This is a genomic window from Pseudomonas sp., assembly GCF_002796985.1.
Taxonomy (GTDB): domain Bacteria; phylum Pseudomonadota; class Gammaproteobacteria; order Pseudomonadales; family Pseudomonadaceae; genus Pseudomonas.
In genome coordinates this window covers 149,394-173,898 of record NZ_PEKX01000018.1, presented here as the reverse complement: position 1 = coordinate 173,898, position 24,505 = coordinate 149,394, and the positions used below count along the sequence as shown (strand labels likewise).

Here is a 24,505-nt window from a genome sequence, read left to right as displayed (position 1 = left end):
AGTCAGGCGAAGGGCTTGGGCTCGGCCGCAAAGGACAGGCTCATGGCGCCCGCCCCGAGGTTGATACCGCCAGTGGGGCTGAGCATCGCCAGGTGCACCGCCACACCCTTGGCCTGGCAGGCCGCTTCCAGGGCGGCAAAACCGGGCAGGTCACGCAGGGCGGAAGGATCGCCGGCATAACTCAGGCACATCTGTGGCGCCAGCAACTCGCCCGACTCGACCCGCGCACGGGCGAAGTTGAGCAAGCGTTCGGCGGATTTCTCGTAGTTCGGCGACACCGAAACCGGCTTGTCCTCGCCTTGCACCAGGCTCAGCACCGGCTTCATGTCGAGCATCGAGCCCAGGCCGAGGAAAGCACCGCGCAGGCGGTCGCCGATGCTGCTGCGGTCGCCCTTCTGGAAGCCTCGGCGGCGGATGTGCCCCAGGTCGCTGGCGACCAGGAAGGTGTTCATCTGCTGGCTGAGCTGCTCCAGGCGGGTACGCACGGCGTTGGGATGCTGGTCTTCCGCGAGCAAACGCACGCCTTCGGCGGCCAGCACGGCGAGGCCGGCGAATACCGTCTGGCTATCGATCACCCGCAGCGCGAACGGCCCGGCGATGCCGGCGGCGGTGCGGCGCTCCTTGTAGCTCTGCAACAGGCTGAAGGAAGCCTGGGTGGCATGCTCGAAGATCGGGCTGCGCTGGCTGGTCACGGTCAGGCAGATCACATAGTCGAAATCGGTGACCAACTGCTCCAGGAACCAGTCATGGGTCTGCGCCGGCGTCAGCGGTTCGCTGCCGTCCTCGGGGCCGACCTTGGGCAGGTCCTGGGAATAGAACTTGAGGGTAGTGTCGGGATTGCGATCATCGACGATGCGGCGCTCGCCCACGCGGATACCGATGGGCAGCACGCGAATGTTGTTGGCAGCAAGGAATTCCGGGGGAAGGTCACAGGTTGCATCGACCACCAAGCCGATCCGCATGTCTTACTCCTACGGCCGTATCCCGGCCTATTGTTGTGTGAACGCGTTCATACTTTGCCCGTTTCGGACTGGGAAGTCAGCATACGGAAAGGTGGGTCTCGGAAAAGATTTGTAAACGCCTAGGACGGTGCTTTCAGACCATTCAGGTGATCAATACTCCGCCATAAACGGAACGCCATTTGCAGGAGCGAGCTTGCTCGCGAGCATCGTCCGCAGCGGGGCCGGTTCGTGAGCAAGCTCGCTCCTACAAAGAGCCGGCGGGCGTCGGACTCACCTGTGGGAAAACGTAGGGCGCATAACCTGGAACAGGTTATCCGCCGGTAGGGGAATGGCGGATAACGCTGGCGCGTTATGCGCCCTACCCAAGTGATCAGCCCGGTGCGGGCGGATAGCGCGTGGGTGGGGGAAGTCTCCTACGGTCTGACGGGCAGAAGCGAAGCTTGTCCCTCCACCCCCGACAGGTTCCTACCCTAACGCCATACAAGAGCTGGCCCCGCGCAGGCGTTGACCTGTAGGAGCGAGCTTGCTCGCGAACAGGGGCCGCGCAGAGCTGTGCGGGTTCGCGAGCAAGCTCGCTCCTACGAAGAGCAAAAAAGCCCCTGGCACCGATGGCGCCAGGGGCTTTTCACATCCGCTGGCGAATCAGGCCAGCGACATCAGCGCATCCCGGCTGAACGGTTTGATGTCGGCCAGGCGACCGTCACGCACTTTCAGCGCCCAGTCCGGGTCGACCAGCAGGGCGCGGCCGACGGCCACCAGGTCGAACTCTTCCTTGTTCAGGCGCTCCAGCAGCCCGTCGATGCCCGACGGTTGGGCGACTTCCTCGGTGTTGCCGAAGAAGGCCAGGAACTCGCTGCCATCCAGGCCGACGTTACCGACGGTGATGGTCGGCTTGCCGGTGAGCTGGCGGGTCCAGCCTGCCAGGTTGAGGTCGGAGCCCTCGAATTCCGCAATCCAGAAGCGGCGGGTCGAGCAGTGGAAGATATCCACACCGGCATCCGACAGCGGCTTGAGGAAGGCTTCCAGTTCTTCAGGGGTCTGCACCAGGCGGGCGCTGTAGTCCTGCTGCTTCCACTGGGAGAAGCGGAAGATGATCGGGTAGTCGGGGCCCACGGCCGCACGCACGGCCTGGATCAGCTCGATGGCGAAGCGCGAACGGTTGGCCAGGCTGCCGCCGTATTCGTCGGTACGCTTGTTGCTGCCGTCCCAGAAGAACTGGTCGATCAGGTAGCCGTGGGCACCGTGGATTTCCACGCCGTCCATGCCGATGGACTTGGCGTCGACGGCGGCCTGGGCGAAGGCGGCGATGACTTCCTGGATGTCTTCCCTGGTCATCTCATGGACCAGCACGGTGCCGTCCTTTTCCTTGCCGCTGGGGCCATAGCCCGGAACGCTGGCGTCCGGCTCGGTGCCCAGGCGGCGCACGGCGCCGACGTGCCACAGCTGCGGGACGATCTTGCCGCCTTCGGCGTGCACGGCGTCGACAACCTGCTTCCAGCCCGCCAGGGCGTCTTCACCGTAGAAGCGCGGTACGTTCGGGTAGCCGTTGGCGGCCTTGTGGTTGACCGTGGTGCCTTCGGTGACGATCAGGCCGACGCCGGCAGCAGCGCGGCGACGGTAGTACTCGACCACCTGGGCGTGGGGCACGCCGCCCGGCGTGAAGTTGCGGGTCATCGGCGCCATCACGATGCGCGTGGGCAGTTCCAGGCCGCCCAGGCGGAAGGGCGAGAACAGGGTGTCTACGGATGCGGTCATTGAAGTCTCCAGGACGACCAGGCGACCGGTCGTCTCGCTTTTCTATGAAGGTTGGGGATGACTCAGGCAGATCAGGCCTGAAGCAGGTGCTCCAGGCGTTCGATAAAGCGTTCCACGGGCTTGAGCGAGGCGCTGACTTTCATCCGCGCCAGCACGCCCTGCCAGGCGTTGCCGATGAACTCGGCGAGGGATTCGACATTCTCCGCCGCCGGCAACTCACCGACACGCTGGGCATCGGCCAGGCAGTCGCGCAGGGTGTCGATGGACTGCTGGAGGATGCCGTCCACCCGCTCGGCGATAGGCGGCGACAGCTCGGCCATCTCGAAGCTCAGGCTGCCGATGAAGCAGTGGTATTCGAGCTTCTCCTGGCGGGCAAAGTGCGCCAGCAGTTCGCGGTAGTAGGTGAGGATGCGCGCACGCGGGCCCAGCGCCGGGTTGCCCAGCGCCTCGGCGTAACGGGCCAGGCGCGGGGCATAGAGGTGCTCCAGCGCCTGCAGGGCGAAGTCTTCCTTGCTCTCGAAGTAGTGATAGAAGGAGCCCTTGGGGATGCCGGCGGCCTGGACGATGTCCTGCACGCCGGTGCCGTGGTAGCCGCTGCGGGTCATCGCCAGGGAGCCCTTGGCGAGGATCAGGTCGCGTTTGTCGAGTCGAATGCTGTTCATGGGCGCAAGAATATGACCGGTCGTCTCGCTCTTGCCAGCACCATTGATCGCAGTGATTTTCCCTCAGAAGTGGCTCAGCGAATCGCCGGGTTCTCCAGCAGCTCCGCCACGCCTTCCTGCAGCAGTTCGCGCAGGCGTTCCACCAGCGCTTCCGGCTCGGCCTCGCTGCGGTGCAGGCACAGGCCCAGCGGCGCCATCGCTGGCAGCCCGGCGCGCTCGGCGTCCAGCCGTTCGACGCTGGCCGGCAGGCCGATCGGCGTGCGCAGGCCGACGCCCAGCCCCGCGCCGACCGCCGCCCAGATGCCGGACAACCCGGCGCTGGTGAACGCCACGCGCCAGGCGATACCGGCCCGATCCAGCGCCTCGGTCGCCGCGCTGCGTAGCAGGCACGGCGCCTCCAGCATCACCAGCGGCAATGGCTCCGCGCCAGGAAACGGGCGTGCGTCCGGCGCGCCGATCCAGCATTGCGCCACCGCGCCGATGCGCTCCATGTGCGGCGTGCGCTCACCGGTTTCCCAGGCCAGCGCCAGGTCCAGCTCGCCATTGCGCACCCCTTCGATGAGCGGCTGATTGCGCGCCGTGCGAACTTCGATGCGCACCTTGGGGTGCGCGCGGGCAAAGCGCGCCAGCACAGCAGGCAGCAGGGTTTCGCCGAAGTCTTCCTGCAGGCCGAGGCGCACCCGGCCTTCCAGCGAGCCGCCGCGCAAGGCGCCCGCCGCTTCGTCATTCAATTCCAACAGCCGGCGCGCGTAAGCCAGCAGCGTCTCGCCCGCCTCGGTCAGCGCCATGCCGCGCCCTTCGCGGCGCAATACCGGCGTGCCGGCCTGCTCCTCCAGCTTCTTCAACTGCGCACTGACGGCGGAGGTGGAGCGACCCAGGCGATCCGCCGCGCGGGCGAAGCTGCCCAGTTCGATGCCGGTGACGAAGGTGCGCAGCACGTCCAGGTCGAAGTTGATACGAGCCATGGCGACAATCCTGATTAATCGAACTATCGGTCAAATATTTCCCGATTTTCCGAATTAACTTGCCGGGCTAGCCTGAGCTCGTCAAGCCACAGAAGAGGACCGGCAGCATGCCCACTCCACCGCAAGTCACCCCAACCTTGCGAAGCCAGGCGCCAAAGTTGGCACAGATCACCGAGCAGGTTCTGTTCGGCGATATCTGGCAGCGCCCGCAACTGAGTCCGCGCGAGCGTAGCCTGGCGACGGTCGCATCACTGGTGGTGCTCGGGCGCCTGGAGCAGCTGCCGTTTCATCTTCAGTTGGCCCGCGACAACGGCCTGACCCGCGAGGAGCTGGTCGAACTGATCACCCATCTGGCTTTCTATGGCGGCTGGCCGACGGCCGCCTCCGCTCTCCACTGTCTCGAAGAGGAATGACGCCATGCCTACCGTCCGCATCTCCCTGCGCAAGGGCAAGCAACCCGAGTATCTGCGCGAACTCGCCGACACCGTGTACGACGCCATGCACGAGGCCTTCAACGTGCCGGAGGGCGATCAGTTCGTGATGATCCATCAGCATGAGGCGGAAGAATTCGTCTTCAACCGCCACTACCTGGGCGGCCCGCGCAGCGACGACTTCGTGCTGATCGCCATCACCATCGGCCGCCCGCGGGACTCGCAGACCAGGCAGGCGTTCTACCGCCGGCTGAACGCTCTGCTGGGCGAGCGCCTGGGACTAGCCAGTGAGGATGTGATGGTGCAGATCACCACCAGCGAGGCGGACGACTGGTCCTTCGGCGGCGGGCGCATGGGCGTGCTGACGCGGCCCGATGCGCTCAGTGCCAGCTGACCCGCTGCTCCAGCGGGAAACGCAGGCGCGAGTTGTAGACGCCGTTGTCGGCAGCCCGCCCCACCGCCAGCAGCATGATCGGCACCGCGCGGCGGGGGATCTGCAGCACCCTGCGCAATCGCACCTCGTCGAAGCCTTCCATGGGGCAAGTGGCGTAGCCGTGGCTCTGCAGGGCGAGCATCAGGTTCTGCGCCGCCAGCGCGGTTGACTTCACCGCCCACAGGCGCATTTCGGCATGGCTGTTGGGCTGGCGCATCAGCGCACGACGGCGGCCGACAACTGCATAGAGGGCACGCTTGAACAGCCCACGCAGGCCGAACGCCCCCTGGTTGTACTGGAGCAGGGCGGTGCGCTGGTAGAAGTCGCGCACCTTCTCCGGCACTTGCGGCTCGGGCCACTGATCGAGGACCGCCGCGCAGGACTCGCGCCAGGTATCCGGCCGCGCCAGCACGGCGATCAGCACCGGCGCGGTGCGCGCCGCGTTCTGCCCCAGGCACACCGGCGCCAGTCGGCGACGCAACTCGGCATCGCAGATCACCTGGAAGCTCCACGGCTGCAGGTTGCAGGCATTGGGTGCCAGCACGGCCTGCTCCAGGCAGTCGCGCAGCACAGCGTCCGGCACCGGTTCATCGAGGAAACGACGCACCGCGCGGCGCTGTTCGATCAGGGCGCGCAAGGCATCGGGCGTGGCGGGCAGGCAGGCGGACTCGGCGGCGAAACGGCTCATGGCAGGCTCCGGAACAGGTCGCCCGATTAAGCCGTCACGCGGTGCGCGGAACAAGACGAAGGGGAGAAATGCCGGCGGGATTGGCGCATGCGCCCTCTCCCGCCGGTGAGGATCAGGCGCCGAGCGCCTTTTCGATCGCCTGGACCAGCGCCGGATCATCCGGCGTGGTGCGCGGGCTGAAGCGAGCCAGCACGCGGCCATCCGGGCCGAGGAGGAACTTCTCGAAGTTCCAGGTGATGTCGCCGGGGAACTCGGCGCCCTCGCCCGCCAACAGGCGGTACAGCGGATGACGTTCGGAGCCGTTGACTTCCAGCTTGCCCGACATGGGGAAGCTGACCCCGTAGTTCAGTGAGCAGAACGACTGGATCTCGGCTTCGCTGCCAGGCTCCTGCCCGGCAAACTGGTTGCACGGCAGGCCCAGTACCACGAACCCTTGATCCTTGTATTGCTGGTAGAGATGTTCCAGAGCCGCGTACTGCGGAGTCAGGCCGCATTTCGAGGCGACGTTGACCACCAGCACGACCTTGCCCTTGAGCGGGGCCAGCGGCAAATCCTGGCCGTCGAGACCCTGCAGCGTCAGATCGTGAAAAGCGCTCATTGCTTGCTCCTTGAAGAAGTAGGCACGAAGTGCCCGCGCGGGCAGCGGACAATTCGTCCGTGATGCCGCGCAATCCCAGTCGATGCGGGAAAAATGCCCTGGCCTTGTTGCAGTGAATCAGACCGCATGAGAAAGGCGCCCGAAGGCGCCTTTCCCGTTTGAGCGTAGCAGCTCAATGATGGCTTCACCCGGTCGGTGGCCGACCGGGTAACCGCTATCAGTGGTGGTGACCACCTTCGCCATGGACGTGGCCATGGGCGACTTCTTCGGCGGAAGCGTCGCGGATGTCGACCACTTTCACCTTGAAGTTCAGGCGCTGACCGGCCAGCGGGTGGTTGCCGTCGACGATCACGTCATCGCCTTCGATGTCGCGAATGGTGACGATCTGCATGCCGCCGTCCGGAGCGGAAGCATGGAACTGCATGCCGACTTCCAGCTCGTCCACGCCTTCGAACATTTCGCGGGTCAGGGTGGCGACCAGCTCGGCGCTGTACTCGCCGTAGGCATCGGCCGGCTCGACGGTCACGTCCAGCTCGTCACCGACCTGCTTGCCTTCCAGGGCCTTTTCCAGGCCGCCGATGATGTTGTGGGCACCGTGCAGGTAGACCAGCGGAGCGCCGCCGGCGGAGCTGTCGATGACCTCACCCGCGTCGTTGGTCAGGGTATAGTCGATGGAAACCGCCTTGTTGGCCGCGATCTGCATGGTTCGAAACCTATCCGATATAGAAGTTGAGCGCGTCAGTTTACGCGGCGACGCCCCTGAATGCGACCCGAAGACGGACGGACGGGATCACACGGGCCCGCCGCGCCTGCTTGACTTTCATCAGGACGAAGACGGCCACTGGGTGGCAGTCTTGTCCTGCGGCCATACCCAGCACCTGCGCCACCAGCCGCCCTGGCAGTCGCGGCCCTGGGTGCTGGACCCGCAGCAGCGCAAGGCGCAGATCGGCCGCGAGTTCCCCTGCGGCTGGTGCGCCAAGCAAACCGACAGCAACAAGGAGTAGGCATGCCGGCTCGCAATATCCTGGTGATCAACTGCGGTAGTTCGTCGATCAAGTTCGCTCTGGTTCGAGAGGGGCGCGACGATTTCATCCTCCACGGCCTGGCCGAACGCCTCGGTTCGAATGGCGCCAGCCTGCGCTGGCAGGGCGAAACCGACGCCCAGCCGCAGACCCTGGAGCTGCCCGGCGGCGACCACAAGGCCGCCCTCGCCCGCCTGCTGCCGCTGGTGGCCCAGGCCGCGCAGGGTGAGCTGCACGCCATCGGCCACCGCGTGGTGCACGGCGGCGAGCGCTTCACCCAGGCCTCGCGCCTGACCGATGAAGTGCTCAGCGCGATTCGCGAAACCTCGCCCCTGGCGCCGCTGCACAACCCGGCCAACCTGGTGGGTATCGACGCCGCCATGGCGCTGTACCCGGACCTGCCGCACATCGCCGTGTTCGACACCGCCTTCCACCAGAGCCTGCCCGAGCGCGCCTTCCGCTACGCCATCCCCGAGCCGCTGTACCGCGAGCAGCACGTACGCCGCTACGGCTTCCACGGCACCAGCCACCGCTATGTCAGCCACCAGGCCGCCGAAATGAGCGGGCTGGCGGTGGGCGACAGCTACTGGCTGTCCGCGCACCTGGGCAACGGCAGCTCCACCTGCGCCATCGCCAACGGCCAGAGTCGCGACACCAGCATGGGTCTGACCCCGCTGGAGGGCCTGATGATGGGCACCCGCAGCGGCGACGTCGATCCGAACCTGCACAGCCACCTGGCGCGCACCCTGGGCTGGAGCCTGGAAAAGATCGACCACATGCTCAACCACGACAGCGGCCTGCTCGGCCTGTCGGGGTTGTCCAACGACATGCGCACCCTGGAGCACGCCCGCGAGCAGGGCCACGCCAATGCGGCGCTGGCCATCGAAGTATTCTGTTACCGATTGGCCAAATCGCTGGCCTCGCTGACCTGTGCGCTGCCGCGCCTGGACGGCATCATCTTCACCGGCGGCATCGGCGAGAACTCCGCGCTGGTACGCAACCTCACGGTGAAGCACCTGCATGTGCTCAACCTCGAACTCGATGGCGAAGCCAACGCCCGCTGCGTGCGCGGTGTCGGCGGCCCGATCCACCTGCCCGGCCACCCCCGCGTGCTGGTGATCCCCACCAACGAGGAGAAGCAGATCGCACTCGACACCCTGGCGGTCCTCGACTGAAGATTCAACGGTTGCGCCCCACAAGGGCGCAGACCACTCCCGCACGGCTTAAGGAGCCCGGATGCACACCTTCTTCCTCGCACCGACCGGATTCGGTGTCGGCCTGACGTCCACCAGCCTGGGCCTGATCCGCGCCCTGCAACGCGCCGGCCTGAAAGTCGGCTTCTTCAAGCCCATCGCCCAGCCCCACGCCGGCGACGATGGCCCGGAGCGCTCCAGCGAGCTGGTCGCGCGCACCCACGGCCTCAACGCGCCCACCCCGCTGTCACTGTCCAAGGTCGAGCGCATGCTCGGCGACGGCCTGCTCGACGAGCTGCTCGAAGATATCGTCGGCATGTACAACAGCGTGGCCGTGGACAAGGACGTGATGATCGTCGAGGGCATGGTGCCGACCAAGCACGCCAGCTATGCCGCGCGCATCAACGCGCACCTGGCGCGCAGCGTGGACGCCGAGGTGATCCTGGTTTCCGCGCCGGACAACGAGACGGAGAGCGAACTGTCCGACCGCATCGAGATCCTTGCCCAGCTGTTTGGCGGCCCGCGCGACCCGCACCTGGCCGGCCTGATCGTGAACAAGGTGCGTGGCGGCGAGCACGAGGACATGCCGCGTGACGCCGAAGAAGCCGCACGGCTGTTCGGCCAACGCCTGAAGGAACATTCCCCGCTGCTGCGTGACGGCGACGTGCGCCTGCTCGGCTGCATTCCCTGGCAGGACGAGATGAATGCCCCGCGCACCCGCGACGTGGCCGACCTGCTCAATGCCAGCGTGCTCAACGCCGGCGACTACGAACAACGCCGTGTGCAGAAGATCATCCTCTGCGCGCCCTCGGCACCGAACACCGTGCACCTGCTCAAGCCCGGCGTGCTGGTGGTGGTGCCGGGCGACCGCGACGACATCATCCTTGCCGCCTGCCTCGCCGCCATGAACGGCGTGCCGCTGGCCGGGCTGCTGCTGTGCTCGGGCCTGACCCCGGACGCGCGGATCATGGAGCTGTGCCGCAGTGCGCTGCAGAGCGGCCTGCCGGTGCTGACGGTGAAGACCGGCTCGTTCGACACCGCCGGCGACCTGTCGCGGATGAACAAGGAAATCCCGGTGGACGACCGCGAGCGCGCCGAGCGCGTCACCGAGTTCGTCGCCGAACACATTGACTTCGAGTGGCTCAAGGACCGCTGCGGCGCGCCCCACGAGCTGCGCCTGTCGCCACCGGTGTTCCGCTACCAGCTGACCCAGCGCGCCAACCGCGCCGGCAAGCGCATCGTCCTGCCCGAAGGCAGCGAGCCGCGCACCGTGCAGGCCGCCGCCATCTGCCACGCCCGCGGCATCGCCCGCTGCGTGCTGCTGGCCAAGCCCGATGACGTACAGGCCGTGGCGCAGATGCTGGGCATCGTGCTGCCCGAAGACCTGGAGATCGTCGACCCGGACCTGGTGCGCAGCCGCTACGTCGAACCCATGGTCGAACTGCGCAAGGGCAAGAGCCTGAACGCGCCGATGGCCGAGCAGCAACTGGAAGACAACGTGGTGCTGGGCACCGTGATGCTCGCCCTGGACGAAGTGGACGGCCTGGTTTCCGGCGCCATCCACACCACCGCCAACACCATCCGCCCCGCCCTGCAACTGATCAAGACCGCGCCCGGCTACAACCTGGTGTCCTCGGTGTTCTTCATGCTGCTGCCCGACCAGGTGGTGGTCTACGGCGACTGCGCGGTGAATCCCGATCCTTCGGCCAGTGACCTGGCGGAGATCGCCCTGCAGAGTGCCGCCTCCGCGCAGGCCTTCGGTATCACCCCGCGGGTGGCGATGATCAGCTACTCCACCGGCGACTCCGGAACCGGCGCAGATGTCGAGAAAGTACGCGAAGCTACGCGCATCGCGCAGGAAAAACGCCCCGATCTGTTGATTGACGGCCCCTTGCAGTATGATGCCGCCGCCATCGGCAGCGTGGGTCGCCTGAAGGCCCCGCAAAGCCAGGTGGCCGGACGCGCCAACGTATTCGTGTTCCCTGATCTGAACACCGGGAACACCACCTACAAGGCGGTCCAGCGCAGCGCCGACTGCGTCAGCATCGGGCCGATGCTGCAGGGCCTGCGCAAACCGGTGAACGACCTGTCGCGCGGCGCGCTGGTGGACGACATCGTCTACACCATCGCACTGACGGCGATCCAGGCGGACAGCGGCAAGGACGGCTGATAACCCAAGGCACGAGGGATGTGCCCACGAACGCATCACGCGCCCGGCTGACCGGGCGCCTACGTACAAGGACCATTCCTCGATGTTGAGTTTCCTTCCGCACACGCTGCGCGGCATCCTCGCCACCCTGATCCTGGTGGTGAGCACCCTGTGCTGGTGCATCCCGCTGCTGGGCATGTCGATCATCAAGCTACTGCTGCCGTTCAGCGCCGCCCAGTTGGCGCTCAGCAAGATCATGAGCGTGATCGCCGAAAGCTGGATCACCTGCAACAAGGGCTGGATGAACCTGGTGGGCAAGACCCGCTGGAACGTGGAGGGCCTGCAGGGCCTGCACTACGACCACTCCTACCTGGTGACCAGCAACCACCAGAGCTGGGTAGACATCCTCGTCCTGCAGTACCAGCTCAACCGCCGCATTCCGCTGCTGCGCTTCTTCCTCAAGCAGGAGCTGATCTGGGTCCCGGTGATCGGCCTGTGCTGGTGGGCGCTCGATTTCCCCTTCATGAAGCGCTACACCAAGGCGTACCTGGCCAAGCACCCGGAAAAGAAAGGCAAGGACCTGGAAACCACCCGCAAGGCGTGCGCCAAGTTCAGCCGCATTCCGGTGTCCATCTTCAACTTCCTCGAAGGCACCCGCTTCACCCCGGCCAAGCACGACGAGCAGCAGTCCCCCTTCCCGCATCTGCTCAAGCCCAAGGCAGGCGGCATCGCCTTCGTCCTCGACGCGATGGGCGAGCAGCTGCGCACCCTGGTGAATGTCACCATTCATTACCCCGATGGCCGCCCGACCTTCTGGTGCCTGCTGTCCGGCCGCCTGCGTTCGGTGGTGGTGCGCTTCGAGGAGCTAGAAATCCCCCGCCAGTTCATCGGCAAGAGTTACGACCAGGACGAGGGCTACCGCGCCGAGTTCCAGCTGTGGGTGAACCAGCTGTGGGAGCGCAAGGACCAGTTGCTGGCCCAGTTGCACCGCGAATTCCCTGCCGCCAAGGCCTGACCTTTTTGTAGGAGCGAGCTTGCTCGCGAACCGCATGGCACCGAGCGGCGCCGGTTCGCGAGCAAGCTCGCTCCTACAGTTTCAGCCAAGCGCCCCACGAGGTGCAGCAACGAAAAAGCCCGCCAATCGGCGGGCTTTTTCATGGGCGCTGCTTACTGCTGGTACTGCTGTGTCTGCGCGTTCGGCAGGGCTTTCAGGTTCACTTCCACGCGGCGATTCTGCGCGCGGCCGTTGGCATCGGCGTTGGAGGCAACCGGCTGGTCCGGGCCCATGCCACGGGTGCTCACGCGGGAGCCGTCGACGCCCTGGGAGGTCAGGTAACCCGCCACCGACTGCGCACGGCGCTGGGACAGGTCCATGTTGTGCTGGCGGCTGCCGGTGCTGTCGGTATAGCCGACGATCTCGATGCTGTTCTGGTTGAACTCCTTGAAGGAGTTGGCCAGGTTGTTCAGCGGGGTGTAGAAGGACGGCGCGATGTTCGCCGAATCGGTGGCGAAGGTGATGTTACCCGGCATGATCAGCTTGATGTCATCGCCCTGGCGCTCGACCTGCACACCGGTGCCCTGCATCTGCTGGCGCAGCTTGGCTTCCTGCTTGTCGGCGTAGTAACCGTAGCCGGCGGCGGCGGCACCAATGGCGGCGGCGCCGATCATCGCGCCCTTGCCACGGTTGTCGTGGTTGATCGCGGCACCGGCGACGGCGCCGGCCAGTGCACCCAGCGCGCCGTACTTGGCGGTCTTGCTCATGCCACCCTCGGCCGGCGGGGCCTGGGTGTTGGGGTCATAGGGGTTCTGGGAGGCGCAACCGGCCATGAGGGCAAAGGCGGTGGCAGCCGCAACCATGGACAGACTACGTGCGGTGAACATGTCGGATGACTCCTCGAAATAGCGAAACACCCATTAGCGGGCGGCAGGTTAGAGCGTAGGTCGTGCAAATAATTCCGTAACAACCTTAAGCGCGGATGAAGGGATTTTCCCGCATCTCGTCACCCAGGCAGGTGTCCGGGCCGTGGCCCGTGACCACGGTCGCCTCTTCGTCCAGCGAGTACAGGCGATCGCGGATCGAACGTTCGATGGTGGCGTAGTCGCCGCCCCACAAGTCGGTGCGGCCGATGCTGCGGCGAAACAGCGTGTCACCGGCGATCAGCAGCTTGTCCCTGGGGAACCAGAAGCTCATCGAGCCCGGCGTGTGTCCCGGCGTGTGCAGCGCCACGCCGCAGCCGCAGGCCAGTTCCTCGTCGTCGGCCAGCCACTGGTCCGGCGAGGGTACCGGAGTATAAGGGACGCCGAACATGCGGCACTGCATCTCCAAGTTATCCCAGAGGAACTGGTCGTCCTTGTGCAGGTGCAGGGTCGCGCCGGTCTTCTCCTTCATCTGCCCGGAAGCGAGGAAGTGGTCCAGGTGCGCGTGGGTGTGGATGATGCTGACCACCTTCAGCCCCAACGCATCGAGGCGCTGCAGGATGAGCTCGTGGTCGCCGCCCGGATCGACGACGATGGCCTTCTTCGTCAGCGGGTCGCCGATAATGGTGCAGTTGCACTGCAAGGGGCCGACGGGGAAGGTTTCGCGGATCAGGGCAGGCTGTTCGCTCATCGAAGACTCGCTCGGTTACGGAAGAACACGGCGAACATTTTCGCCGATTCCGCCCTGCCCTGGCGAGTCGGCTCAATCCTCGTGACGGTAGTCCGTGGGCAGCTTGCCGGTCCACTTGCGGAACGCCCGGCGGAAGTTCGACGGGTCGTTGAAGCCCAGCAGCAGCGCGATTTCGTAGAGCGGCAGGTGGGTCGTGGTGAGGTATTGCAGGGCCAGACGCTTGCGCACGTCGTCGAGCACTTCCTGGTAGGTGGTACCCAGGTTCGAAAGATGTCGACGTAGGCTGCGGCCGCTGGTGTGCAGGTCGGCGGCCACGCTCTCCAGGTCGGGGAACTCGCCGGGGCGCGCCAGCAGCAGGCGGCGGATGCGGGTCAGCAGGCCTTCCTGCACGTCCAGCGTGGCCAGCAGCGCCTCGCACTGCTGCTCGCACATCTGCACCGTGGCCGGGTTGGCCAGCGCCATGGGCCGTGCCAGGTACTCGCTGGGCAGGCCGATGAAGTGGAACGGCTGATCGAATAGCACCTCGCCGCCAAACACCTCGGCATAGCGCTCGGCATAGACGGGCTCGTCGTAGGCAAAGCCGACACTGACACCCTGCAAGGGCTCGCCCACCAGGAAGCGGGCGATGGTGTGCAGGCTGGTCATCAGGCCTTCGGCGGCGAAGCGACTGGTGGGGCCGAGGGGAATCGACTCGCTGGCACGCAGGTAGGACACGCCATCGTCTTCGACCATTTCCAGGTCATAGGCCAGGCCGAGCACGCGGTAATACTTCAGGGCGAAGGCGATGGCGCGTCCGAGGTTGGCGCTGGACAGCACCGCATAGCCGAGGATGCCGTGGGTGGAGACGTTCAGCCGCTGCCCCAGCAGCAGGCCGAAGGCCGGCTCGTTGCAATGCAGCAGAGCAGTGCTGGAGAGCTGATGGAAGTCGATGAAGGACAGGCGGCCATTGGGGCTCTGCAGCACCTCGGGGCGCACGCGGGCCAACTCGAACAGGCGCGTGCGGGGCACGCCCAGCTCTTCGGCGAGATCGAGGAGCGCCTGCGCATAGGCGACGGGCACCAGTTCGGCGGTGAAGTTGAGCGGCTGTTTCATCGTTTTTCTTATGGTGACCGCTGGCCGGATATGACCGGAAAGTTGGCAGACAATAACCTTGTGACGCTTTCCCTACAAGCCCAGAGTAATGACCATGGACAACCACAACAATGGAGCCGCCATGGCCAGCACCACCCCCGCAGGACTGGAGATCAAGCCCCGGCACATGGACTTTGATCTGCCCGATCCGCTGCCGCGTCACTGGCACGGCGGAGACGCCTTCAAGTCCCATCTGTTCGATGCCATGTCGGTGCTCTTCCCCGACGGCGAACGCTTCTTCATCGACTCGGTGCGGCAGTTCCGCGACCAGATCAGCGACCCGGTGCTCAAGGAGCAGATCCGTGGCTTCATCGGCCAGGAAGGTCACCACAGCCGTGAGCACCTGACCTACAGCCAGCGCCTGCGCGACCAGGGCTACGATGTCACCGCCATCGAAAAACGCGCCCAGGCGCGCATCCGCTTCACCCAGAAGAAATTCCCGGCCAAGCGCCAGCTGGCAGCGACCGCCGCGCTGGAGCACATCACCGCGATCATGGCCAACGGTCTGCTGACCGACCCGCGCACCATGCAAGGCGCCGACCCGGTGATGCAGCGCCTGTGGCGCTGGCACGCGCTGGAGGAGACCGAGCACAAGGCCGTAGCCTTCGACGTTTACAACCAGGTCTGCGGTAACCGCAAGCTGTTGCGCCGGGCGATGCGTATGTCGACCTTCTTCTTCGTCCTGGATACCTTCCGTGGGCTGGTGCACATGCTCAAGGTGGACGGCCTGCTGTGGAACTGGCGGGTCTGGCGCGACGGTCTCAAGTGGACCTGGGGCAAGCACGGCGTATTCCGCCCGCTGCTGCGCGAGTACCTGGACTTCTTCAAGTCCGACTTCCACCCCTGGCAGCACAACAACCTCGATGTGCTGTACGAGGTGCGCAAGGAGTACGACGCGCAGCCGCTGGCACACGCCGGCTGACCCCTCCTCTGCTCGGAACACCGCCCCGCCCTGTCGGGGCGGTTTCGTTTCCGAGCGAAGCCCCATGTAGGAGCGAGCTTGCTCGCGAACCGCTCGGGCACCTTGGTTTCAGGCCCAGCAAAGAGCTTCGCGAGCAAGCTCGCTCCTACGAAAAACGTTTCGGCAGAACGAGAAAGCCCGGCACATTGGCCGGGCTTTTCATCGAGCGATCAAGATTCAGGCATGCAGGAAACGCAGCGCATCCGCCGCCGATTCCTCGGGGATTTCTTCCATCGGGATATGCCCCACGCCTGGATAGACCTTCACCTCGATCCCTGGCACGTCGCGCTGCCACATCGGCACATGGCGCGGCGAGATCCAGCGGTCGCGCTCGCCCCACATCAGCATCGTCGGCACTTTCAAGGCGGCGACGCGATTCGGGGTGGTGGGCAGTTCCTCGCGGTTGGCCTTCACCAGCACGCGGAAGATGTCGATCATCGCGCGGCGGTTACCCGGTCGACGGCTGATGTCGTAGTAGCGGTCGATCACCCCCGGCTTGATCTTGCGCGCATCGCCGTAGACTTCCTTGATGCCCTGCGCCACCAGCGCACGCGGCATCCACATCGGCATCATGATGCCGGCGCCGGGCAGCACCGCACTGGCGATCATCAGCGGGACTTTCTGCATGTAGTAGCCGGCCGGGTCGATCAGGATCAGCCGCTCGACGCGGTGGGCATTGGCCAGCGCGTAGTTCCAGGCGATATAGCCGCCCAGGGAGTTACCGGCGATGGACACGTGCTTGAGGTCGAGGCGATCGAGGAACATACCGAACGCCCTCACCAGGCGCTCGCCGTCGTACTCGCGGTCCTGGCCGCCGCCGGTGAGGCCGAAGCCGGGCACGTCGAGGCGGATGATGCGGAAGTGCCGGGACAGCTCGGTGACCCAGCCGTCCCAGGTGTGCAGCGAAGCCATCACGCCGTGAACGAGTACCAGCACCGGCTTGTCCGGGCTGCCTTCGTCGCGGTAATGGACATCGAAGCCGTCGACGTGAATGAACTTCGAGCCGGACTCGGCCGAAGCGTAGCGTGCCTTCAGCGCGGCCAATGGCAGGGGGCCGAAGCCATAGCGGGCCAGGCCCTCGGCCAACGGCGGTTGCAGAGACAGGGTGGCGGTCATGGACGAGTGACTCCCGTGCTTGTTGTTCTCGAACAGTGATCACACCACAGCGCCTGCGCCGACGCGCCCAACCTAGGTAGTGTCGAGGCTCGCCACGGGATGACGCCGGCGTTACACCTCGCTAACCTAGCCCGACCCGCCCTCGTGCAAGGAAAGCCCGTTCGTGCCGATCCTCATTCGCCGTTCGCTGTGGCCGCTGGCCGCGCTGTTGCTGCTCCTGTGCCGCCCTGCCCTGTCCGCCGACCTGTATTACCTGGGCCAGAAGATTCCCGACATCCAGCGCACCTGGACCAGCGCCGACTATCAGGTGCTGATCGACGCGCTGAAGAAGATCGACGAGACCCAGGTCAACGGCCTGCCCCGGCGCAGCGGCGAGTTCACCGGGCCGATCTATCAGCGCATGGTCAGCGAGGAGAACTTCCGCCCGCAGCTGAACATCTACGCCCCGCTGGAGCTGCGGCAGAACGAGGCGCGCGAGGTGCTGTTCAAGCTCAAGGAGCTGATGCGCCTGTACTTCAACTTCCGCGCCGCCAAGCAGCCGTATGGCGCCGAGGCGCTGGGCCTGATGAGTTACTCGCTGCGCGAACAGGCGATCCTGTTCAACCTGACGGTGGAATTCTGGATGACCCTGGCGCAGAGCGAGCAGCGCAACCCGGTGCGCCTGCAGGGCATGCAGGAAGCCAAGGCCGCCGCCTCGATGCTCACCAGCAGCGCGCTGGACTACCTCGGCCTCACCGCCCAGTTCGACCGCCAGGACCTGGTGCTCTACAGCGCCGAACTGGCCAAGCAGTTGCCCGAGCTCTTCATCCACCTGCCGCCGGAAGTGCGCGTGCAACTGTTGATGCGCGTGGATGAACTGGCGCAGAAACATGCCTACCCGGAAGTGCGCGAGAACATGCGCGACCTGTTGCCGGTGCTGCAGGCGATCCAGGCGGATGTGCAGCAGCAACTGGCCGCTCCGGCGAAGGGGCAACCGGCGCCCAAGGGACTGGATTTGAGTGCGCCGGCGGAGGTGGAGAAGAAGAAGGGGATGTGAGGCTGGTGCCAGCGGATCGCTATTCAGATAGATGAAGATCAGCCCAGCATCGGAGCCTACGGCTCGGCCCCCTCACCCCAGCCCTCTCCCAGAGGGAGAGGGGGCCGTCCGCCCCGGCTGATGCCTTGGCCACTCCCTGCTCCGATCAGTCCCCTCTCCCATTGGGAGAGGGTTAGGGTGAGGGGAAGCCCAGGCAGAGGAATCGCCCCTAACGCAACAACCCCAGCTCCTTCGCCCGCGCCACCGCCTGGGTGCGGCGCTCCACGCCGAGCTTGTCATTGATGTGGCGGGCGTGGCTCTTCACGGTGTGCAGGGAGATGAACAGGCGCTCGCTGATTTCCTGGTTGGAGCAGCCCTGGGCGATCAGCTCCAGCACCGCCAGCTCGCGCCCGCTGAGGCAGTCGGTGAGCGCCGCCCCACGTTCCGGTAACGCCGGCAAACGTTCGCGCAAGGCCTCGATGGCCGGCGAAGTAGCCCGCACAGCCAGTTGTTCGCGCAACCATTCCGGATGCTGCAACAGCACTTCATGCAGAGGAACCAGCAGCCCGACGGCCAGGCCACTCAGGCACTCGCCCAGCTCGAAGGAGGCCTCACGCTCGCGACCCTCCTGCAGCAGCAGGGCGACCAGTTGGCCCTGGGCAAAGCGCGCCTGCAACTGCGCCCCACCTTGCAGGGCGCCGCTGGCCACAGCGCGCAACCGGGCCTCGGCCTCGGCCATGCGGCCTTCGCGCCGCTCCAGCTGGGACTGCAGCATCTCCACGTTGCGCGGCAGCTGCGGCGAACATTCCGGCGGGGTAGCCGGCTCGTCGCCGGTGTAGGTGTCACGCAGGCGCTCCAGCCAGACAGTGGCCAGCTCGACCTGGCCCTGGCCGAGCCAGAGTTCGCATTTGATCAGGGTGATAGCCGACAGGTAGTAGACCGGCGGCACGTCCCACACATGCATCATCCGCTCGACCTCGGCGAGGTGGGCGAAAGCGCGAGCGTAGTTGCCCAGCCGCCCTTCCAGGCTGGCCAGCACGCAGAAACCGATCACCAGGCTGATGTCGCGGCAGGCGCGGGCTTCCTCGATGCCGGCCTTGAGGCATTTGCGCGCCTCGTCCGGCTGCAGCGCCAGGCTGCGCAGGTAGCCCTGGTAGAGCATCAGCCGGCCACGCACGGCGTAACGACGCTGGGATGACAGGCTGGACAGCCGCGCCACCCCTTGCCGCACCTCGTCTTCGGCGCGCAGCACTTCGCCACGCGCTTGCAGAACGCGGGCGCGGTCGTAATGCACCATGGCTTCGAACAGCGGGTTGCCGAAGCGTTGCGCCAACTCCAGCGCCTCTCGGTTCAAGCTACGAGCTCGCCACAGGTCGTCGCGCACAATGGCCAGGTTGCTCAGGGTCGACAGGCACAGCAGGCGCGGGCCGAAGCGCTCCGGGCCAAGGCCGTGCATGGCTTCCTCGCAGTGCCGCTCGGCCGCGTCGATCTCGCCGCGGCCGCGGGCGATCACACCCTCCAGGGCCTGCCATTGGGCGAGCAGGTCACGCTGGGTAGTGGCATCGGCGGCGGGCAGGAAGCGCGACAGCTGCGCGGCCAGTTCCTCGGCCGCATCCAGCTGGCAGGCCAGCGCCAGCGCCCAGCTGTACAGCACGATCAGGCGCGGTGTGCTGGCCAGCAGGCTGTCGGGCAGGTCCATCTTCCAGCGCAGCAGCGTGGCGACGTTCTGCTCGGCCAGCAGTTGTTCCTCGGAAAGACTTTGCACCAGGCTCGCCGCCACTTCCGGGTGGCCGGCGCGCAGGGCCTGCTCCACCGCGTCATCGAACAGGCCCTGGGCACTGAACCAGCGGCAGGCGCGCAGGTGCAGCGCCGCCGCCGAAGGCCCGGAGCCTGGCAGCGGGCGCGCCAGCAGCAGGTCGGAAAACAGGTGGTGATAGCGGAACCACTGGCCCTGCTCGTCCAGCGGCACGAGGAACACCTGATGCTGCTGCAGGTGGCGCAGGATGGAGGCGCTGTCGTGCGCGTCACGCAGCGCATCGCAGAGTTCGGCGGAGAAGCGTTCGAAGCGCGCAGTCTGGGCCAGGAATATCTGGACCTCCGGAGACTGCTTGTCGATCACCTCTTCCAGGAGATAGTCGCGGATCAGCTCCTCGGCGCCATGCACCGACAGGTCCGGCACGTTGGCCGCCAGTTCGTCGCCATGGGCCAGCAACCACAGGCGCAGCCCGGCGATCCAACCTTCGCTGCGCTCGACCAGGTTGTCCAGGGCGTTGTCGTCCAGTTGCGCGCCGTTGGCCGAGACCAGCTGCGCGGTTTCCTCGACGGTCAGGCGCAGGTCCTGCTCGGTGAATTCCAATAGCTGCCGCGACAGGCGCAGGCGCGCGAGGTGCCAGTCCGGACGCTGGCGGCTGGTGACCAGCACGACCAGGCCAGCGGGCTGGTGATTGAGGAGGAACTGCAGGCAGCGGTCGAGCACCGCGCCCTGGGCCAGGTGGTAGTCGTCGAGCACCAGCAGCAGCGGGCGTTCGGCGGACAAGCTGTCCACCAGCTCATCGAGCAGGTCGTCGAGCCAGGCTTCGAAGGCGAAGGGCTGGTGGCGCTGGCGCATCTTCAGCAGGGCCAGGGCTTCATCACCGAGCGTGGGGAAATGCAGGCGCAAGCCATCGAGCAGGCGTTCAAGGAAACGCCCCGGATCGCTGTCCCTGGCACTGAGCCCCAGCCACAGACTGCGCCAGTGGCCTTCCAGGGTCTGGCAGAACTCGATGGCGAGGGAACTCTTGCCGAACCCCGCCGGCGCAGACACCAGGATCAGCCGTCCCTCCAGCCCTGCTGCCATCCGCTCGCACAAGCGCGAACGGGCGACATGGCCATGCGGCAGCGGCGGCCGGAAGAACCGGTTGCCCGCAGTGGGGGGAATATCGGTCAGTCTTGGCAGAGTCGAGAAGTCGGTCATTGGCCTGGCTCTTGCTCTAGCTCTTATCGCTATGTCGACGGGGATCACACTGTGGACGGAGCCTAGCCCCTCGCGGGCGGGATTTGAAGCCGATTTTGTTACCTTTGCTCACAAGATGACTGGAAGGCATCCGACATTCCGACCTCCATTCATCTGACAGATGATTCCCCATAAAAAAACCGGCCCGAAGGCCGGTCTTTTCTCACCGCGGAACCACCCGTGGGGATCGGGGGATCAGCGCACGCCTTCCTGGCGAAGCGCTGCCGGGGTGAAGTCGCTTTCCGAAGCACTGTAGTTGAAGTCGTAGGCGGATTTCTCCTCGTTCTTCAGACCCAGCACCAGGTAGCGGCCGGACAGCAGGTCATACAGGGTTTCCGCGGTGTACCACGGTACCTGGTAGTTGTAGTAGTACTGGTTGAAGGCCTCGGCCACGCGCCACAGGGTGCCACGACCGTCGTAGTGGTCGATTTCCACGGCCTGCCAGGTGTCCTCGTCGATGAAGAAGTCACGCTTGGCGTAGATGTGGCGCTCGCCCGGTTTCAGGGTGGCGGTCACATGCCACACGCGGTGCAGCTCGTAGCGGCTCAGGTCCTGGTTCAGGTGGCCGGGCTTGATGATGTCCGCATACTTGAGCTTCGGATCATCCATCTTGTAGTTGTTGTACGGGATGTACAGCTCCTGCTTGCCCACCAGTTTCCAGTCGTAGCGGTCCGGCGCACCGTTGTACATGTCCAGGTTGTCGGAGGTACGCAGGCCGTCGGCGGCGGTACCCGGGCCATCGTAGGACACCTGCGGGGCGCGGCGTACGCGGCGCTGACCGGCGTTGTAGAGCCACGCCAGGCGCGGTTCCTTCACCTGGTCGAGGGTCTCGTGCACCAGCAGCACGTTACCGGCCAGGCGTGCCGGGGCGGTGACGCGTTGCTTGAAGTAGAACAGCACGTTGCTCGGCTTGCTGGCGTCGTAGTCCTTCAGGTCGGTACGGAAGACGAACTCGTCCTGGAAGTACACCAGCGAGTAGGAACCGTTGACCTGCGGGGTGGCCTGAGTCACCAGACGGCGCACATGGCCGCCGCGGTAGCGGGTGATGTGGTTCCAGATGACTTCCAGGCCGTCCTTCGGAATCGGGAAGGGGTTGGCCACCTGGAAGTTCTCCAGGCCGTTGCCGCCCTGCAGCAGCTTGGTGCTGGTGGCGTTCTTCTTGGTCGCCTCCAGCACGTTATCCGGCACGGTGGCGGTGCGGTGCGTGGTGTACACCGGCATCTTGTAGGTGTCGGGGTAGCGCTTGAACATCGCCTGCTGGCCGGGGGTCAGCTTGGCCTTGTACTGGTCCATGTTCTGCGCGGTGATGGTGAACAGCGGCTTCTCGCTGGCGAACGGGTCGCTGAGGAAGCCCTTGCTGTCAGCAGTGCCGGCATTCTTGGGCAGGCCACCGGTCCAGGCCGGAATGGTACCGTCGGCGTTGCCGGCCTTTTCCGCGCCCATCGGGGTCAGGGTGGAGCCGAGCTTGGCCGCTTCGTCGGCAGAGACGGCCGCCATCACCTGGGAGGCGATGAGGCTGAGCGCCAGGGCGCCCGTGTGCAGCAGGATCTTTGTTGTTCTCATTCGTTTATTGTCCTCGTTGAGTCTTTGCCCACCGCGTTGGCCACTCCTGCAGGGATGCCCCTGAATGAATGGATCGCGGGTCTTGTCTGCTGCCCCGCGCGGCCGGGCTACCCGGCCGCGTGGATGGCCCGCCGCGGGAGCGGGCCGGTTACCGGTTGAACGGCCGGCTTAGAAAGTCACCCCGAAGCTCAAGCTGACGAAGTCGCGGTCATCGACGGTGGTGTACTTGCCGTCGAAGTAGTTGGTGTAGGCAAGGCTGGCGGTGTAGGTGTTCAGGTAATCGGCATCGACCCCCAGGCTGACTGCCTTGCGGCCTTCCTCGAAGTTGCCGCCAGGGCCGGGGGAGTAGCCGTCCACGTCGTGGGACCAGGCCACGTTGGGCTTGAGGTTCACCCCGGCGAACACGTCGTTGTAGTCCCAGATCGCGCGGGCGCGGTAGCCCCACGAGTCGGCGGTGGTGAAGCCCTCGCTTTCGCAGTTGCGGCTGACGTTGTTGGCGTTGGCGGTGCCCAGGGTGGAGATGTTGAGCGCCTCGCAAGTCGGGCGGCCGTTAAGGCTGCCGTTCAGCGGGCCGGGGCCGAAGACCGGGTCACGGCCGTAGCGCGCCTTGTTCTGGCTTTCCAGGCCGCCGACGTGGGTCCAGCCCACTTCGCCCACCAGGGTCAGACGCTCGGCGCCCATGACCTGATCGAAGAAGTGGGTGAAGGTGGTCTGCAGCTGGGTGACTTCCTTGCGGCGGTAGCCATGCAGGTCCTCGCCGGCGTTGCCGTTGAGCACCGAGGCGTTGTTGTAGACATGGTTGCCGCCGATGGAGACCGGGTCCAGGCCGGAATACAGGATGTCGGTGGTGTTCAGCTGTACCGGAGCGTTCGGCCGGTAGCTGATCTCGCCCTGCCAGGCAGTGCCGGTGGGCAGCGTGGTGGAGAAGCTCAGGCCATACAGGCGGATGTCTTCGGGGTACTCGATGAAGTAGCTGGAGTTGCCCGCCATCGCCGCCGCGCCGGCCTGGGCCGCCAGAGACGGGCTGATCGCCGCGATGTTGGTGATCAACTGGTTGATCTGGGTGACCTTGGAGGCGTCGGCGCCACGGCCGCTGAAGATCGGCAGGCGGCTGTGATAGTTCATGTAGTAGCCGCCGAACTCGGTGTTCAGGCTGTCGGCGAAGTACTTCAGGGAGAAGCCGTACTGGCCGCTGTCGCGGGCGTCACGGTCCGGACCGCGCCGCACCACGATGCCTTCATCCCACGGCGACGGCGTCAGGGCCAGGCTCGGGCCAAGCAGGGAGTTCAGGGTGTTGATCGAGCCCTGGTTGTTGGTCAGCACCGCCAGGTTCTGGGTGCAGCCGTCAGCCACTACGTCGGGCTGGGAGAAGAAGGTGCCGCAGTTGTCGACTGCGGTCTGGTCCCATTCGAGCTGGTAAAAGCCTTCGGCGGAGAGGTTCTCGGTGAGGTTCTGCGACAGATAGAACATGTTCACCGGCACCAGCGCTTCCTTGATCTCGGAGCCCGGGCGGCGGAAGGCGGTCACGTCGAACGGGTTGATCACGCTGATACCGTTCTGGATGAAGGTGCTCTCGCCCCAGTTCACCACCTGCTTGCCCAGGCGCACGGTGCCCGGCAGATCGGCGATGTTGTAGTTGTGGTAGATGAAGGCGTCGAGAATTTCACCACCGGAGGCCTGGGCGGCTTCCTTGCGATTGTGATCGCTGAGCGGTTTGAACTCGGTGTTCTCGTCCTTCTGTTCGAAGTCGTACCAGTACTTGCCGCGCACGAAGACGCCGGTGTCGCCGTACTTGAGTTCGAGGTCGTGGATGCCCTTGAAGATCTTCGAGAAGGTCTTGCCGGCCTTGTAGTTCAGGTGGCCATCGTCGGAGGTCTGGGACAGGCCCTTGCCGCCGTTGTTCACGCCGATGAGATTGCTGTTCGGATTCTCGGTCGACCAGCTGGCCCCCACGGACAGCGTCGAGTCGAACGAACCTTCGATTTCCCCGATGTTGAAGCTGACAGCGGAAGCGGGAGCCGCCAGTGAAGAAGCCAGGCTGACGGCCAGCGGTAACCGCGCCAGGCGCCAGATATGTTGCATGGTTTTCATCGACGCTACTCCATGTGTTTTTTGTTATGAGTAGTGGCGACTATATCCAGCGTCCTAAGGTGCTAGATCGCTCGAAAGTGTGATTTGTCTTACAAAGGCCCTGACTAGACGCTTGCGCAGGCCCTGAGCCGGCGTCACCACTGGGCTGCGCCGTGCCAAGCGCTTGCTTG

22 protein-coding genes are annotated in these 24,505 nt (G+C 65.5%); 8 read left to right on the top strand and 14 right to left on the bottom strand.

Annotation, left to right across the window (positions count from 1 at the left end):
- Positions 1–2: 2 nt before the first annotated feature.
- The 4 genes from CTR55_RS21330 to CTR55_RS21315 form a co-directional block, all read right to left on the bottom strand.
- Positions 3–962, bottom strand: a complete 960-nt coding sequence (locus CTR55_RS21330; RefSeq protein WP_296289112.1) for a DegV family protein — start codon at positions 960–962, stop codon at positions 3–5.
- A 642-nt stretch (positions 963–1,604) separates the two neighbouring features.
- Positions 1,605–2,717 (bottom strand): NADH:flavin oxidoreductase, encoded by a 1,113-nt coding sequence (locus tag CTR55_RS21325; RefSeq protein ID WP_296289110.1) that lies wholly within the window; start codon positions 2,715–2,717, stop codon positions 1,605–1,607.
- 71 nt (positions 2,718–2,788) lie between these two features.
- Entirely contained in the window at positions 2,789–3,379 is a 591-nt protein-coding gene (locus CTR55_RS21320; RefSeq protein ID WP_296289109.1) for a TetR/AcrR family transcriptional regulator, read from the bottom strand.
- Positions 3,380–3,453: 74 nt separating this feature from the next.
- The gene (locus tag CTR55_RS21315; RefSeq protein WP_296289107.1) at positions 3,454–4,344 is read right to left on the bottom strand and encodes a LysR substrate-binding domain-containing protein; all 891 of its coding nucleotides are present in this window, start codon (positions 4,342–4,344) and stop codon (positions 3,454–3,456) included.
- Between the two features lie 107 nt (positions 4,345–4,451).
- Between CTR55_RS21315 and CTR55_RS21310 the strand changes: the two genes are divergently transcribed.
- Positions 4,452–4,757, top strand: coding sequence for a carboxymuconolactone decarboxylase family protein (locus CTR55_RS21310; RefSeq protein WP_296289105.1), 306 nt, complete (start codon positions 4,452–4,454; stop codon positions 4,755–4,757).
- A 4-nt stretch (positions 4,758–4,761) separates the two neighbouring features.
- Positions 4,762–5,169: a tautomerase family protein gene (locus CTR55_RS21305; RefSeq protein WP_296289104.1), complete on the top strand. Its 408-nt coding sequence runs from the start codon at positions 4,762–4,764 to the stop codon at positions 5,167–5,169.
- On the opposite strand, the gene CTR55_RS21300 is transcribed toward CTR55_RS21305, so the two are convergent.
- The 3 genes from CTR55_RS21300 to CTR55_RS21290 all read right to left on the bottom strand — a co-directional run bounded on the left by CTR55_RS21300 (position 5,156) and on the right by CTR55_RS21290 (position 7,197).
- Positions 5,156–5,896, bottom strand: coding sequence for a nitroreductase family protein (locus tag CTR55_RS21300; RefSeq protein WP_296289103.1), 741 nt, complete (start codon positions 5,894–5,896; stop codon positions 5,156–5,158). The two genes, CTR55_RS21305 and CTR55_RS21300, sit on opposite strands and share 14 nt — an antisense overlap.
- A gap of 112 nt (positions 5,897–6,008) precedes the next feature.
- A complete protein-coding gene (locus CTR55_RS21295; RefSeq protein WP_296289102.1) occupies positions 6,009–6,494 on the bottom strand; it encodes a glutathione peroxidase in 486 nt (161 codons plus the stop codon).
- Positions 6,495–6,711: 217 nt separating this feature from the next.
- On the bottom strand, positions 6,712–7,197 hold the full coding sequence (locus tag CTR55_RS21290; protein ID WP_017519102.1) for a peptidylprolyl isomerase: 486 nt from the start codon (positions 7,195–7,197) through the stop codon (positions 6,712–6,714).
- Here CTR55_RS21290 and CTR55_RS21285 point away from each other — a divergent pair.
- The 4 genes from CTR55_RS21285 to CTR55_RS21270 all read left to right on the top strand — a co-directional run bounded on the left by CTR55_RS21285 (position 7,166) and on the right by CTR55_RS21270 (position 11,873).
- Positions 7,166–7,498 carry a DUF3565 domain-containing protein gene (locus CTR55_RS21285; protein ID WP_296289100.1) on the top strand — a complete coding sequence of 111 codons (333 nt, stop codon included), beginning with the start codon at positions 7,166–7,168 and terminating at the stop codon, positions 7,496–7,498. The genes CTR55_RS21290 and CTR55_RS21285 overlap by 32 nt on opposite strands.
- 2 nt (positions 7,499–7,500) lie before the next feature.
- A complete protein-coding gene (locus CTR55_RS21280) occupies positions 7,501–8,691 on the top strand; it encodes an acetate kinase (protein WP_296289098.1) in 1,191 nt (396 codons plus the stop codon).
- Between the two features lie 61 nt (positions 8,692–8,752).
- Positions 8,753–10,879, top strand: a complete 2,127-nt coding sequence (pta, locus tag CTR55_RS21275) for a phosphate acetyltransferase (RefSeq protein ID WP_296289097.1) — start codon at positions 8,753–8,755, stop codon at positions 10,877–10,879.
- 82 nt (positions 10,880–10,961) lie between these two features.
- Positions 10,962–11,873: an acyltransferase gene (locus CTR55_RS21270; RefSeq protein WP_296289096.1), complete on the top strand. Its 912-nt coding sequence runs from the start codon at positions 10,962–10,964 to the stop codon at positions 11,871–11,873.
- 152 nt (positions 11,874–12,025) lie between these two features.
- Here the strand turns inward: CTR55_RS21270 and CTR55_RS21265 are convergent, their stop codons facing one another.
- The 3 genes from CTR55_RS21265 to CTR55_RS21255 all read right to left on the bottom strand — a co-directional run bounded on the left by CTR55_RS21265 (position 12,026) and on the right by CTR55_RS21255 (position 14,558).
- A complete protein-coding gene (locus CTR55_RS21265; protein WP_296289094.1) occupies positions 12,026–12,739 on the bottom strand; it encodes an OmpA family protein in 714 nt (237 codons plus the stop codon).
- Positions 12,740–12,824: 85 nt separating this feature from the next.
- Complete coding sequence (locus tag CTR55_RS21260) at positions 12,825–13,466, bottom strand: MBL fold metallo-hydrolase (protein ID WP_296289093.1); 642 nt, start codon at positions 13,464–13,466, stop codon at positions 12,825–12,827.
- 72 nt (positions 13,467–13,538) lie between these two features.
- On the bottom strand, positions 13,539–14,558 hold the full coding sequence (locus CTR55_RS21255; protein WP_296289091.1) for an AraC family transcriptional regulator: 1,020 nt from the start codon (positions 14,556–14,558) through the stop codon (positions 13,539–13,541).
- A gap of 121 nt (positions 14,559–14,679) precedes the next feature.
- Between CTR55_RS21255 and CTR55_RS21250 the strand changes: the two genes are divergently transcribed.
- On the top strand, positions 14,680–15,519 hold the full coding sequence (locus CTR55_RS21250; protein WP_296289376.1) for a metal-dependent hydrolase: 840 nt from the start codon (positions 14,680–14,682) through the stop codon (positions 15,517–15,519).
- Between the two features lie 216 nt (positions 15,520–15,735).
- On the opposite strand, the gene CTR55_RS21245 is transcribed toward CTR55_RS21250, so the two are convergent.
- Positions 15,736–16,674, bottom strand: a complete 939-nt coding sequence (locus CTR55_RS21245; RefSeq protein ID WP_296289089.1) for an alpha/beta hydrolase — start codon at positions 16,672–16,674, stop codon at positions 15,736–15,738.
- Between the two features lie 163 nt (positions 16,675–16,837).
- Between CTR55_RS21245 and CTR55_RS21240 the strand changes: the two genes are divergently transcribed.
- Positions 16,838–17,710 carry a hypothetical protein gene (locus CTR55_RS21240; protein ID WP_296289088.1) on the top strand — a complete coding sequence of 291 codons (873 nt, stop codon included), beginning with the start codon at positions 16,838–16,840 and terminating at the stop codon, positions 17,708–17,710.
- 208 nt (positions 17,711–17,918) lie between these two features.
- On the opposite strand, the gene CTR55_RS21235 is transcribed toward CTR55_RS21240, so the two are convergent.
- The 3 genes from CTR55_RS21235 to CTR55_RS21225 form a co-directional block, all read right to left on the bottom strand.
- The gene (locus CTR55_RS21235) at positions 17,919–20,642 is read right to left on the bottom strand and encodes a LuxR C-terminal-related transcriptional regulator (RefSeq protein WP_296289087.1); all 2,724 of its coding nucleotides are present in this window, start codon (positions 20,640–20,642) and stop codon (positions 17,919–17,921) included.
- 234 nt (positions 20,643–20,876) lie between these two features.
- On the bottom strand, positions 20,877–22,244 hold the full coding sequence (locus CTR55_RS21230; protein ID WP_296289085.1) for a DUF1329 domain-containing protein: 1,368 nt from the start codon (positions 22,242–22,244) through the stop codon (positions 20,877–20,879).
- A 168-nt stretch (positions 22,245–22,412) separates the two neighbouring features.
- Entirely contained in the window at positions 22,413–24,335 is a 1,923-nt protein-coding gene (locus CTR55_RS21225; RefSeq protein WP_296289083.1) for a DUF1302 domain-containing protein, read from the bottom strand.
- Positions 24,336–24,505 lie beyond the last annotated feature (170 nt).